The following is a 12,584-nucleotide window of genomic DNA, read 5'->3' as shown; positions in this document are numbered from 1 at the left end:
CTTACTAACTCCTTCTGGGCCTCGATGATCTGAAGCAGCTCGCTGTCGAAACCTACATAACTCGTTGTTTACCAAGGAGTTTTCCGTTTCGACTGCGCCGGAAGTGGGGCGAATTATAGACTTCCAGAATCTGCCGTCAAGGGTTAATTACGCTTTTGTTGCAGAAGATGGTTTTTTAGCAATAAGACGGGGAATTCGGCGCGTCACCGGTGGTATACGCAGGACCAGAAGCAGCGCCCCTATAGATGCATAGATAGCCCACTCCTTGAGATCTGCCCGCACGATCCACAGCATATGCAGCAAACCAAGCCCGAGAATCACGTAAACCAAACGATGCAGTTTCTTCCAGCGCACACCAAGGCGACGCTGGCTGTATCGGTTGGAGGTGACTGCCAGCACCAATAGAGAAAGGAATCCCAAGGTACCCACAATAATGTAAGGCCGCTTCCGTAGCTCAACCCCCAACTGCGACCAATCCAACCCAAGGATAAACACGCAGTAAGCAGCGAGATGCAAAACCACATAGGCAAAGCACCACAATCCCAGCTGCCGTCGCACGGCGACCCACCCCGCCCAACCACTGAGCTTCTGCAACGGTGTCATACCCAGGGTTATTAACAACAGAATCAAGGTGCCAAGCCCGAGCCGATCCATCAGCACCTTGCCCGGATCAGGTCCCAGCGCAAAGCTCCAGGCCTCGTACAGCCAGAACAGCGGCCACACCGCCGCTGCTATAAAGACGCCGATGCGCCAGATCGGATAGCGCATCAATAGTTCTTCCGCAGATCGAGGCCCGCATAAAGAGAGGCGACTTCATCGGCGTAGCCGTTGAACATTTGTGTCTCACGCACATTGGGACTGAACAGCCCGCTGGGCAACCGCCGCTCCCGCGCCTGGGTCCAACGCGGATGGTCGACGGTAGGATTCACATTTGCGTAAAACCCATACTCACTCGCGGCAATACTTTGCCAGGTGGTTTTCGGCTGCTCGCTGACCAGGCTGATGCGCACGATCGACTTGACGCTCTTGAATCCGTACTTCCACGGCACCACCAACCGCAACGGAGCGCCGTTCTGGTTCGGCAGCTCCCGCCCATACATGCCCACCGCAAGGATCGCCAGGGGATTCATCGCCTCATCCAATCGCAGCCCTTCTACATAAGGCCAGTCGATCAAGGCGAAGTTGGACCGCTGCCCCGGCATGCTCTTGGGGTCCTGCAGGGTTTCAAAACGAATGTACTTGGCGTTCGAGGTCGGCTCGACGTGCTTGAGCAGTTCCGATATAGGGAACCCTATCCACGGAATGACCATCGACCAGGCCTCTACACAGCGCAGTCGATAGATTCGCTCTTCCAACTGATAGGGCTTCATGAAGTCTTCAAGCGCATAGCGCCCAGGTTTGGCGACCTCACCATCTATCACCACACTCCACGGCTCAGTCTTCAGAGACCCGGCATTGGCTGCAGGGTCGCCCTTGTCCGTACCGAACTCATAGAAGTTGTTGTAGTGGGTTGCGTCCTTGAAAGGGGTGATGGCCTCGTCCTTGACGGTAATCGCCTGCCATTTGGTACCCGGGAGCTTTTCGGCAAACCAGCCAGGTGCATTGCCCGGCTCGACATCGGCATAACGTGCCGCATCATCCGCACTGGCCCAACGCGGCAGGCTGCTGGCAGCCAGGCCGGCAAGCGCACCACCGAGCAAGCTGCGGCGAGAGAAATAGAGGGATTCAGGCGTGACATCCGATTCTTGGCAATCAGACGCTTTGGGAAACTTGATTAACATGGCAACTCCGCAGCTTTGGAGGACAGATGCACCAATAGACTGCGGAGTATGGGGGAAATTACATTAAGGCAACGTTTTGCGCTGACGAAGATGCAGAAGGTACTGCACCGGGCCGGACGCGGCATACACAAGGAAAGCCAGCAGCAGGATTCGCGGCGGATCACTGAAGACCACGGCAAACACCAGCACCACTGCCAGGATAGCCACAAACGGCACACGCCCTTTGAGGTCCAGCTCCTTGAAGCTGTTGTACTTGATGTTGCTGACCATCAGCATGCCGGCCGCCGCGACCATCAAGGCCACCAGGAACGACATCTTGGAACCCTGGATACCGTAGTCGCTGAATGCCCAGACAATACCGGCTACCACACCCGCCGCAGCCGGACTGGCCAGGCCAATGAAGTAGCGCTTGTCGGCAGTCCCCACCTGGGTATTAAAGCGCGCCAGACGCAATGCCGCGCCCGCCACATAGATGAAGGCAACCATCCAGCCAACCTTGCCCATATCACCCAGCGCCCAGGCAAATGCGAGCAACGCCGGCGCCACACCGAAGGCAACCATGTCCGACAGCGAGTCATACTCGGCGCCGAAGGCACTCTGGGTGTTGGTCATCCGCGCAACCCGGCCATCCAGGCCATCAAGGACCATGGCGACGAAGATCGCTATCGCGGCAAAACCAAAGTACTTGCTGGCCCCGGCCGCATCGCCGGCCGCCAACGCACTCTGGGCACTCATGGAATTGATGATGGAGTAGAACCCCGCGAACAGGTTCGCAGTGGTGAACAGATTGGGCAGAAGATAGATGCCACGATGCCGGACTTTACGGCCTTCAGCATCGTGCCCTTCTTCGACATGTTCATCGATCGGTAGCAGGCTTTCGGCGTCAGAGGCCTGGTTTGGCTCTTCGGGACGTTCGCTCATGGACTTTACCTTGCAACGGTGTGAAAAATTTCGACAGAAACTTGCGGCGAGTGTTCGCCCGCAAACGATGCAGCTTTATACCAGAACCTGCCCCGCAAACGAAAAAACGCGGCCTAAGCCGCGTTTTCCCTTGATCCGTACGACTTAGTTTTTGGCTTTGTCGACGATCTTGTTGGCACCGATCCACGGCATCATGGAGCGCAGTTGCTCGCCGATGACCTCGATACCGTGAGCGGCGTTGTTACGACGCTTGGCGGTCATCGAAGGGTAGCCGGTTGCACCTTCGCTGATGAACATTTTGGCGTATTCGCCGTCCTGAATACGTTTCAGGGCGTTGCGCATGGCCTGACGGGACTCGGCGTTGATCACTTCCGGGCCAGTCACGTACTCGCCGTATTCGGCGTTGTTGGAGATCGAGTAGTTCATGTTGGCGATACCGCCTTCGTACATGAGGTCAACGATCAGCTTCAGTTCGTGCAGGCATTCGAAGTAGGCCATTTCTGGCGCGTAGCCAGCTTCAACCAGGGTTTCGAAACCGGCCTTGACCAGTTCAACGGTACCGCCGCACAGAACGGCTTGTTCGCCGAACAGGTCGGTTTCAGTCTCGTCCTTGAAGGTGGTTTCGATGATGCCGGTACGACCGCCACCCACGCCAGCAGCGTAGGACAGTGCAACGTTCTTGGCGTTGCCCGAGGCGTCCTGGTAGATCGCGATCAGGTCAGGGATACCGCCGCCTTTGACGAACTCGGAGCGCACGGTGTGGCCCGGTGCTTTCGGCGCGATCATGATCACGTCGAGGTCGGCGCGCGGCACAACCTGGTTGTAGTGGATCGCGAAGCCGTGGGAGAAGGCCAGGGTGGCGCCCTTCTTGATGTTCGGCTCGATTTCGTTCTTGTACAGCGCGGACTGGAACTCGTCCGGGGTCAGGATCATGACCAGGTCGGCAGCAGCAACAGCAGAAGCAACGTCAGTCACTTTCAGGCCGTGGGCTTCAGCCTTGGCAACAGTGGCCGAGCCTTTGCGCAGGCCAACGGTCACGTCAACGCCGGAATCTTTCAGGTTGCACGCTTGGGCGTGGCCCTGGGAACCGTAGCCGATGATGGCGACTTTTTTGCCCTGGATGATCGACAGGTCACAATCTTTATCGTAATAAACTTTCATGAGGTTCCTCTATATATCCAGGCCGTTTAAGGCCATTCGCTAAATTTGAGTTAGATGCTGAGTACTTTGTCGCCACGAGCAATCCCGGTGACGCCACTGCGTACAGTTTCCAGAATCGAGGCCGTCCCGATCGACTGGATGAAGCTGTCCAGCTTGTCGCTTGTACCGGTCAGTTGAACGGTATAAACGCTGGCGCTCACATCGACGATCTGCCCGCGATAAATGTCGGTAGTGCGCTTGATCTCGGCCCGTTGTGCACCCGTGGCCTTGACCTTGACCAGCATCAGCTCACGCTCGATGTGGGCACTCTCCGACAAGTCGACCAGCTTGACCACTTCGATCAGCTTGTTGAGGTTCTTGGTGATCTGCTCGATCACCTCATCATGGCCAACGGTGGTCAACGTCAGACGCGACAAGGTCGGGTCTTCGGTCGGCGCCACCGTCAGGCTTTCGATGTTGTAGTTGCGTTGCGAAAACAGTCCGACCACACGTGACAGAGCGCCCGGTTCGTTCTCCAGAAGCAGGGAGATAATGTGCCGCATGATTAGGTACGCTCCGTCTTGTTCAGCCACATATCGCGCATGGAGCCGTCTTTGATCTGCATCGGGTAGACGTGCTCGCTGGTGTCGACCTGAATATCGAGGAACACCAGGCGGTCCTTCATGGCGAACGCCTCTTCCATCATCGGCTTCAAATCCTTCAGATCGGTGATGCGCATGCCGACATGGCCATAGGCTTCAACCAATTTGACGAAGTCAGGCAGAGACTCCATGTAGGAATGGGAGTGACGGCTGCCGTAGCTCATGTCCTGCCACTGGCGAACCATGCCCAGTACACCGTTGTTCAGGCAGACGATCTTCACCGGCAAGCCATATTGCAGGCAGGTCGACAGTTCCTGGATGTTCATCTGGATACTGCCTTCGCCGGTGACGCACGCAACGTCAGTATCCGGAAAGCTCAGCTTCACACCCATGGCCGCAGGGAAACCAAAGCCCATCGTGCCCAGGCCACCGGAGTTGATCCAGCGGTTAGGCTTGTCGAACTTGTAGTACTGCGCCGCGAACATCTGGTGCTGGCCCACATCGGAGGTCACAAAGGCATCGCCCTTGGTCACTTCGCACAGGGTTTCGATCACGGTCTGTGGCTTGATGACGCTGCCATCACCCTTGTCGTAAGGGAACAGGCCGCGATCACCGCGCCACTCGTCGATCTGCTTCCACCAGCTGGCAACGGAATCCTTGTTCGGGGCTTCGCCGATTTCCTTCAGCGCAGCGACCATTTCGGTCAGCACGCTTTCCACAGGACCAACGATAGGCACGTCGGCCTTGATGGTCTTGGAGATGGATGCCGGGTCGATATCGATGTGGATGATCTTGGCATTCGGGCAGAACTTGCTCGCGCCATTGATCACCCGGTCATCGAACCGCGCACCGACGGCGAGGATCACGTCAGCATGGTGCATGGCCAGGTTGGCGGTGTAGCTGCCGTGCATGCCGAGCATGCCGACGAACTGACGGTCCGAACCCGGGAACGCGCCAAGGCCCATCAAGGTGTTGGTGACTGGCAGGTTGAGCAGCTTGGCCAGTTCGGTCAGCGGTGCAGAACCGCCGCCCAAAATCACCCCACCACCCGAGTAGAGCACTGGACGCTTGGCCGCCAACAGCATTTCTGCCGCCTTGCGGATTTGCCCCGAGTGCCCGCGAACGGCCGGGCTGTAGGAGCGCAGCTTGGCTTTCTTCGGGAAGATGTATTCGAATTTTTCCGCAGGGTTGGTCATGTCTTTCGGGATATCGACCACTACAGGACCCGGGCGACCGGACTGTGCGAGGTAGAACGCCTTCTTCATGACTTCCGGGATTTCCGAGGCATGCTTGATCATGAAGCTGTGTTTCACGATCGGCCGGGAAATACCGATCATGTCGGTTTCCTGGAATGCATCGGTACCGACCATGGTGCTCGCCACCTGGCCAGAAATGATCACCATCGGGATGGAGTCCATATAGGCCGTCGCGATGCCGGTAATGGCATTGGTCGCGCCAGGGCCGGAAGTCACCAGTACCACACCGGCTTTACCGGTGGCACGGGCGTAACCGTCAGCCATATGGGTAGCAGCTTGTTCGTGGCGAACCAGGATGTGGGTAACAGCCGGTTCCTTGAACAGTGCGTCGTAGACATGCAGCAGAGCACCACCTGGGTACCCGTAGATATAGTCGACGCCTTCGTCACGCAAAAAGCGGACGAGCATCTCACCGCCAGATAAAAGCTCCACGTTGTTCACCTCTAAAACGCCAGAATACCGTCCGTTAAAAACCGACGGGTCTTAATAGGTTTACTTCTCAGCAGAGCATGAGCGACGGTGGTCGCCGACTACGTCAGCACTGACTGAGCAAGTATTGGGAGCGTCCCAAGTGTTGCGGGATTTTCCCACCCAGCGCGAGGTAACGCGTTGCGGGTGTAACAGGTCGGCGCGGGTATGCGCCTCATGATCTGCTGAGTGGGTCTGCTTCTGGCAGTCCCTCTACAGCGGACTTTGGATTCTTCTGTTTCAGCCCCTCCAAGTCAAGCAATAATTGCGCTTTTTTCCAACTAAGCGCATGAGAACGTAGAAGAAAGGGGCTTGAGGAGGGATAAAACTCGCCTGAATGGCGCAAAGCGGTAGAAATATGCGCAAGACTGCCGGAAAAACCGGCAGCCAGGCAATTAACGAGCGTCGACGATCAGTTGATCGAACTTTTTCAGCGCAGTCCGCAGGCCAAGGCTCTCAAGTGGCCGATCGGCGTAAACCATCTCGGCCATCTCCAGAATCCCCGACGCATTGGGCAATGGCAGGTCCTGTTCGAGGATTTGCTTCATCCGTGTCAGGAAAATCCATTGCAGCCACTGGTGAAAGTCCAGTGTGTCGACGGAAAACGGCTCAACACTGCTCAAGGCTTCAGCACTGGGGGACACTTCGTCCCACCAGCCCTGCAAGCGCAGTTCGCGTTCGATCAACAACAACTGTTCGGCAATCGCCGGAAAGCGTGCATCCATCAGAGGCTTACCTTGGCTTTTTGCCGAGCCTGGGCGGCGCCGGCAGCATCGCCTTGCTTCTCGCGGGCATCACCGATCAAGCTCCACAGGCTGGCCTGCAGGTCTGGACGGCCATTGGCCAGGGTCAGGCCGCGGCGGGCAAATTGTTCAGCTTGTGGGGCATCGCCCTGGGCCATGCGAACCTGAGCCAGGCGGTATAGCACTTGCGGTTCACGCGGTGCCACGCGCTGGGCGCGCTCGAGGCTCGACGATGCGCCGTTCAAATCGCCACCCGACTGCTGCTGTTGGGCAGTGGTGAGCAACGCCAGCACCGGGCCATCCAACTGCTCATCCGCTGACAGACCGCCGGCACTGCTGGCGGAAGGAATTCCACTCGGCGTCGACGGCATGTTGTAGGTGCCCTGGTTGATCGGTGCCGTTTGAATCGGCGTGGCGTCGATCGGGCCCGATGTACTTGGGCCTGGGGTCCATGGTTGAGTACTGATCGGAGCCGAGGTGGCAGCGCCGCCACCCGGGATCATCACCACTACACCAGAGTCCTGAGGCACGGCTTGCGCCTGGGGCCGGGCCTGGGCAGGGCGGTTGGTAACGGTTTGGCGGAAGCCGCCGTTGGCCGAGATCCGGTCGTTGTTGGACACCGTTGTACTGGAGTCCACCACCGGAATAGAGCCCCGCTCCACGCTGGCGCAACCACCGAGCAATGCCAAAACTGTAATAGCTGGAATCAACAACTTGTTCACGTGAAACCCTCTTTGCTTAATTCATCCAGCCCTTGACCCAATCCATCACCGATTCAGCACTGGCGGGCGCACTGGCTCCGCACGCTGCACCGGGTGGTGGCTCGCTGCCGCGAATATACGGCATCTGCACCGCGCCCGGACAGTTGGCATCGGAACCCTGGCCGGTGTGCGGATCGATCCAGGCCTGGACGATATTGTCCGGCTGCGGCATGTTCAGCGGCAGTGGATCGGCCTTTTTCATGAAGCTGGTCCATACCTGCAACGCGCCGGTGGCACCGGTAAACGGTGTCTTGCCGTTGTCATCACGCCCCAGCCAAACCACTGCCAGCAGGTCCTGGCTGAAACCTGCGAACCAGCTGTCCCGCGAATCGTTACTGGTACCGCTCTTGCCGGCCAGTGTCAGGTTGGCCGGCAGCACATTGTAGGCCGAGCGCCCGGTACCTTCGCGCATCACGCGCTGCATGGCGTTCTGGATCAGGTAGATCGAGGCCGGGTCAAAGCGTTGCTGAATCTGGAACGGATAACGCTTGAGCGGTTCGCCTTCGGCCGTCAACACGCTCCGGATCCCACGCATCGGCGTATTGAAACCACCGTTGGCCAGGGTCTGGTACATGGTCGCCACTTCCATCGGGCTCATCGCGCCCGCACCCAACAGCATCGATGGAAACGCCGGGAACTCCCGAGTGATGCCCAACCGGCCGAGCGTCTTGAGCACGTTCGGCACGCCCAGCTCAAGGCCGAGACGGGAAGTCGAGATGTTGTAGGAATGCGCCAAGCCCTGGTACAGGAAAATCGTACCGTGGGAGCGACGATCAAAGTTATGCGGCGTCCACATCTGGCCATCAGCTCCTTTGACCGACAGCGGGTCATCGGACAGCCAACTGGTCAGCGTGTACTTGCTCGGTTTTTCCAGCGCGGTCAGGTACACCGCCGGCTTGACCAGCGAGCCAATCGGCCGCACCGCGTCCAGCGCCCGGTTGAACCCGGCAAAGCTGGCCTGGCGACTGCCGATCATGGCCTGGACTTCGCCGGTTTCCGGGTTGGTCACCACCATCGCAGCCTCGACGTCGCCAGAGCCTTTACGACCTGTCAGGCGTTTGAAGGTGTCATTGACCGACGCTTCGGCCTTCATCTGCAGGATCGGGTCGAAACTGGTGAAGATCCGCAGGCCTTCTTCGGTCAAGTCTTCGTCGCGGTAGTCTTCACGCAGTTGGCGTTTGACCAGGTCGATAAAGCCCGGGAAGGAGCTGTCGGCGAGCTTGCCGCGGGTGGTTACACCCAGTGGCATTTTCTTCGCGGCGGCCACTTGTTCAGGGGTGGCGACACCTTGCTGCTCAAGTACATCCAGCACCAGGTTACGGCGCTCCAGCGCCCGCTCCGGGTTGCGACGCGGGTTGTAGTAGGACGGCCCCTTGACCATGCCCACCAGCAGCGCCACCTGGTGCAACTTCAGCTCGGACAACGGCTGGCCGAAGAAGAACTGGCTGGCCAGACCAAAACCGTGGACGGCACGCTGACCGTCCTGGCCAACGAACACTTCATTGAGGTACGCCTCAAGAATTTCCTGCTTGCTGTAGTGCAGCTCCAGCAGCATCGCCATCATGGCTTCGGTCAGCTTGCGGGTCAGGCTGCGCTCGTTGGTCAGGTAGAAGTTCTTGACCAATTGCTGCGTCAGCGTACTGCCGCCCTGGGTCATCTTGCCGCCGGAGGTGTTGACCCAGAGGGCGCGCGCGATGGACTTCGGTGATACGCCCCAGTGGCTGTAGAAATCCCGGTCTTCGACGGCGATCAGGGTATCCAGCAGGTAAGGCGGCACCTGATCGATCTTGATCAGGATGCGGTCTTCCAGGTTTTTCGGATAAATCCCACCGATCATTAAGGGTTCCAGGCGCACCACCGGCAACTTCGAGCCGTTGAGCGAGGACAGTTCGGCTACGTAGTCGCCAGAGAAGCGCACGCGCACCGGCTGGGGTTTTTCCAGGCCTTCATAGAACTGGAAGCCGCGGGTGTTCAAGTCAACCGTGTTGCCGCTGACGGCAGCGGCGCCGGGGCCATTGCTCACGGGTTCGCGGCGATAGCCCAGGGCATCGAGCTCGGTGAGGAAGTCATCCTTGCTCAGCTTCTGGCCGCTGAACAGTTCCAGCGGGCGCGCGTAGACCTTGGCCGGAATGGTCCAGCGCTTGCCGGAGAACTTCTCCTGGACCACGGCATCGAGGTAAACCGCGAAGCCGGCGATCACGACAAGCCCTACCAGGCTGAGCTTAAGCGCCCAGCCCAGCCAAGGGCGCAGGCCGCGGGAAGGAGGTTTTTTACGGGAACGGGGAGATCGGGTACGAGTCATGGCGGCGGATTATACGCACTTTATTGATGACCAACATGAGCCGGACAGCGGTTTGCACGACCGCCTGTAGGAGCCATAATGCCCGCCATGAATTTTCCCAGACTCTGAAGGATCGCCCGTGAGCCAGTCCCTGATTGCTGCCCTGCAAAACCCGGCCCTGTTTCCCCATCCGGTGGATCAGTTCCAAGTCATCGAGACCCATATTTCCTGGGTCCTGCTCACTGGGCCCTATGCTTACAAGATGAAGAAGCCGGTGAATTTCGGTTTCCTCGATTTCACCACCCTGCAAGCCCGCGGACACTTCTGCAATGAAGAGCTGCGCCTCAACCAGCGCCTGACCGATGATTTGTATCTTGAAGTGTTGCCGATCACCGGCAGCGCCGAGGCACCGCAGTTGGGCGGCGACGGTCCGGTGGTCGACTACATGCTGAAAATGCGCCAGTTCCCGCAAAGCCAACTGCTCAGCACTCTGCAGGCCAACGGCGAACTGACCAGCGCGCACATCGACGAAATGGCCAGGCAGATCGCGCATTTTCACCTGAATGCCCCGAAAGTCCCGGCCACTAACTCTGCTGGCACGCCGCACGATGTCATGGCACCGGTGCTGCAGAACTTTGAGCAGATCCGTCCGTTCCTCAGCGACAAGGCCGACCTGGCACAACTGGACGCCTTGCAGGCCTGGGCTGAAAGCAGTTTCGAGCGCCTCAAGCCACTGTTCGAACAACGCAAGCTCAATGGCTTCACCCGCGAATGCCACGGTGATATCCACCTGGGCAACGCCACGATGATTGATGGCCACGTGGTGATCTTCGACTGCATCGAGTTCAACGAGCCGTTCCGCTTCACCGACGTGTATGCCGACACCGGCTTTTTGGCGATGGACCTGGAAGACCGCGGCCTCAAGAGCCTGGCACGACGCTTCATCAGCCAGTACCTGGAGCTGACCGGCGACTATCAAGGCCTGGAAGTACTGAACTTCTATAAAGCCTACCGCGCTCTGGTACGCGCGAAGATCGCGCTGTTCAGCATGCCTTCCGAGGCGGACGCGGTGCAGCGCGCTACCACCCTGCGCCAGTACCGCAACTACGCCAACCTGGCAGAAAGCTACAGCACCATCCCATCTCGCTTCCTGGCCATCACCCATGGGGTATCGGCCGTTGGCAAAAGCCATGTATCCATGCGCCTCGTAGAAGCATTGGGGGCGATTCGCCTGCGTTCGGACGTAGAGCGCAAGCGCCTGTTCGGCGAGCAGAAGGTCGAGAACACGCCGCAGGCCGGGATCTACACCGCAGACGCCAGCGCCGCGACCTACGCGCGCCTGAACGAAATCGCCGACACCGTACTGCGCGCCGGTTTCCCGGTGGTATTGGACGCGACCTTCCTCAAGCGAGAACAACGCGACGCGGCGGCCAAGATCGCCGAGGCCACCGGCGCGCCATTCCTGATCCTTGACTGCAATGCGCCACAGGCGGTAATCGCCGCTTGGCTGGCACAACGTCAGGCGGACAAGAACGACCCTTCCGACGCTACCCTGGCCATCATCGAAGAACAGCAGGCCACCCGTGACCCGCTCAGCGCCGAGGAGTTGCTGCTCAGCAAGCGCGTGGAGACCAATGAAAGCGGGACCCTGGACGCATTGGTGGCACATATTCGCCAGCGCCTGCCGGGGCTGTAAGAAATATTTCTTGGTCGTGCAGCCTTCCGGGGCTCACGGCCGAGAAATAGTGGCACTATAATGGCGCCATAATTCCAACACGGGAGTCGCCATTGTGAGCCAGCCGAAGCTACTTGATACCCCGCTGTACGCGCTTCTGCATAAAGATGATATCCGCGGCTTCAACCAGGAGCGTCCGAAAGACGGCACCATCGATATGCGCGGTGGCGACTTTCGCGGCCTGGACCTGCGCGACCTGAATGCCGAGGGCGTGGATTTCACCGACGCTTATTTCCGCTCCGCCGACTTGCGCGGCCTGGATTTGCGTGACTGCCCACTGGAAGGCGCGAGCCTGGCGCACGCCCAGATCTCCGGCACTTATTTCCCCCCTGAGTTAAGCGCCGACGAGATCCTGATGTCCGTCAATTTCGGCACACGCCTGCGCTACCGCACACGCTAAACCGCTGCATCGGCTCCCGGCTACGCACAAGGTACCGGGGGCTTCACCCTTTCCTACGCTAAAACCCCCGCCTGCCTTAGAAGCTTTTAGGTCGTTGCCGACCAAAGAACTACGCTTTTCCTACTGAGCGCTACACTCCTTTCAGGCTTGCCTGGTCACGATACCCACCGAACCATTCGGCCGTCGCAAGGAGGCTTGATGAATGATGAGCTGCAACACCTGAAAAACCTTGGCAAGACGTCGGCGCAATGGCTGCATGCGGTGGGCATCCACAGTGCGTCCGACCTACGCCGCCTGGGGGCAGTCGACGCGTACCGTGCCGTACGCACCCGCGGTTTCAGGGCATCCAAAGTGTTGTTGTATGCCATTGAAGGCGCGCTGATGGATGTGCACTGGAATGACATTCCCGTTGAACGCAAGGAAGCTTTAAATCGTCAATTGGACGCTCTGACCGCACGCCAAAAGAATTGAGACGCCAACTTGCACCCGCGTTTAC

The 12,584-nt window shown here is 58.8% G+C and carries 12 protein-coding genes; 3 read left to right on the top strand and 9 right to left on the bottom strand.

The window, feature by feature from the left end; translation table 11 throughout:
* Positions 1–147 precede the first annotated feature (147 nt).
* From msrQ to mrcB, 9 genes are all read right to left on the bottom strand, one after another.
* On the bottom strand, positions 148–768 hold the full coding sequence (gene msrQ, locus HX873_RS02800; protein WP_177122341.1) for a protein-methionine-sulfoxide reductase heme-binding subunit MsrQ: 621 nt from the start codon (positions 766–768) through the stop codon (positions 148–150).
* The gene (gene msrP, locus HX873_RS02795) at positions 768–1,781 is read right to left on the bottom strand and encodes a protein-methionine-sulfoxide reductase catalytic subunit MsrP (RefSeq protein WP_177122340.1); all 1,014 of its coding nucleotides are present in this window, start codon (positions 1,779–1,781) and stop codon (positions 768–770) included. The genes msrQ and msrP overlap by 1 nt, the downstream gene beginning before the upstream one ends.
* Before the next feature lie 63 nt (positions 1,782–1,844).
* Entirely contained in the window at positions 1,845–2,702 is an 858-nt protein-coding gene (gene pssA / locus HX873_RS02790) for a CDP-diacylglycerol--serine O-phosphatidyltransferase (protein WP_003212123.1), read from the bottom strand.
* 144 nt (positions 2,703–2,846) lie between these two features.
* A complete protein-coding gene (ilvC, locus tag HX873_RS02785; RefSeq protein ID WP_003176099.1) occupies positions 2,847–3,863 on the bottom strand; it encodes a ketol-acid reductoisomerase in 1,017 nt (338 codons plus the stop codon).
* Positions 3,864–3,913: 50 nt separating this feature from the next.
* The gene (ilvN, locus tag HX873_RS02780; protein ID WP_003176102.1) at positions 3,914–4,405 is read right to left on the bottom strand and encodes an acetolactate synthase small subunit; all 492 of its coding nucleotides are present in this window, start codon (positions 4,403–4,405) and stop codon (positions 3,914–3,916) included.
* Between the two features lie 2 nt (positions 4,406–4,407).
* Positions 4,408–6,132, bottom strand: coding sequence for an acetolactate synthase 3 large subunit (locus tag HX873_RS02775; protein ID WP_008436892.1), 1,725 nt, complete (start codon positions 6,130–6,132; stop codon positions 4,408–4,410).
* A 431-nt stretch (positions 6,133–6,563) separates the two neighbouring features.
* Positions 6,564–6,893: a YqcC family protein gene (locus HX873_RS02770; protein ID WP_003212129.1), complete on the bottom strand. Its 330-nt coding sequence runs from the start codon at positions 6,891–6,893 to the stop codon at positions 6,564–6,566.
* Positions 6,893–7,633 carry a M48 family metallopeptidase gene (locus HX873_RS02765; RefSeq protein WP_008436887.1) on the bottom strand — a complete coding sequence of 247 codons (741 nt, stop codon included), beginning with the start codon at positions 7,631–7,633 and terminating at the stop codon, positions 6,893–6,895. The genes HX873_RS02770 and HX873_RS02765 overlap by 1 nt, the downstream gene beginning before the upstream one ends.
* Positions 7,634–7,649: 16 nt before the next feature.
* Positions 7,650–9,974, bottom strand: coding sequence for a penicillin-binding protein 1B (mrcB, locus tag HX873_RS02760; protein ID WP_177122339.1), 2,325 nt, complete (start codon positions 9,972–9,974; stop codon positions 7,650–7,652).
* A 118-nt stretch (positions 9,975–10,092) separates the two neighbouring features.
* Here mrcB and HX873_RS02755 point away from each other — a divergent pair, with 118 nt between their 5' ends.
* The 3 genes from HX873_RS02755 (at position 10,093) to HX873_RS02745 (ending at position 12,559) form a co-directional block, all read left to right on the top strand.
* Positions 10,093–11,649: a bifunctional aminoglycoside phosphotransferase/ATP-binding protein gene (locus HX873_RS02755; protein ID WP_177122338.1), complete on the top strand. Its 1,557-nt coding sequence runs from the start codon at positions 10,093–10,095 to the stop codon at positions 11,647–11,649.
* Positions 11,650–11,743: 94 nt separating this feature from the next.
* Positions 11,744–12,088 (top strand): pentapeptide repeat-containing protein, encoded by a 345-nt coding sequence (locus HX873_RS02750; RefSeq protein WP_008436884.1) that lies wholly within the window; start codon positions 11,744–11,746, stop codon positions 12,086–12,088.
* Between the two features lie 198 nt (positions 12,089–12,286).
* Positions 12,287–12,559: a TfoX/Sxy family protein gene (locus tag HX873_RS02745; RefSeq protein WP_003212140.1), complete on the top strand. Its 273-nt coding sequence runs from the start codon at positions 12,287–12,289 to the stop codon at positions 12,557–12,559.
* Positions 12,560–12,584 lie beyond the last annotated feature (25 nt).

This window comes from Pseudomonas sp. P7758 (assembly GCF_013386485.1).
Taxonomy (GTDB): domain Bacteria; phylum Pseudomonadota; class Gammaproteobacteria; order Pseudomonadales; family Pseudomonadaceae; genus Aquipseudomonas.
The sequence above is the reverse complement of the archived record's forward strand: the minus strand, read 5'-3'. Positions and strand labels throughout refer to the sequence as shown.

What these genes read in the sequence shown, in the direction of transcription:
- ilvN (WP_003176102.1), bottom strand. Translation starts at nt 4,405, where the DNA reads ATGCGGCACATTATCTCCCTGCTTCTGGAGAACGAACCGGGCGCTCTG.
- HX873_RS02745 (WP_003212140.1), top strand. Translation starts at nt 12,287, where the DNA reads ATGAATGATGAGCTGCAACACCTGAAAAACCTTGGCAAGACGTCGGCG.
- pssA (WP_003212123.1), bottom strand. Translation starts at nt 2,702, where the DNA reads ATGAGCGAACGTCCCGAAGAGCCAAACCAGGCCTCTGACGCCGAAAGC.
- ilvC (WP_003176099.1), bottom strand. Translation starts at nt 3,863, where the DNA reads ATGAAAGTTTATTACGATAAAGATTGTGACCTGTCGATCATCCAGGGC.
- HX873_RS02770 (WP_003212129.1), bottom strand. Translation starts at nt 6,893, where the DNA reads ATGGATGCACGCTTTCCGGCGATTGCCGAACAGTTGTTGTTGATCGAA.
- mrcB (WP_177122339.1), bottom strand. Translation starts at nt 9,974, where the DNA reads ATGACTCGTACCCGATCTCCCCGTTCCCGTAAAAAACCTCCTTCCCGC.
- msrP (WP_177122340.1), bottom strand. Translation starts at nt 1,781, where the DNA reads ATGTTAATCAAGTTTCCCAAAGCGTCTGATTGCCAAGAATCGGATGTC.
- msrQ (WP_177122341.1), bottom strand. Translation starts at nt 768, where the DNA reads ATGCGCTATCCGATCTGGCGCATCGGCGTCTTTATAGCAGCGGCGGTG.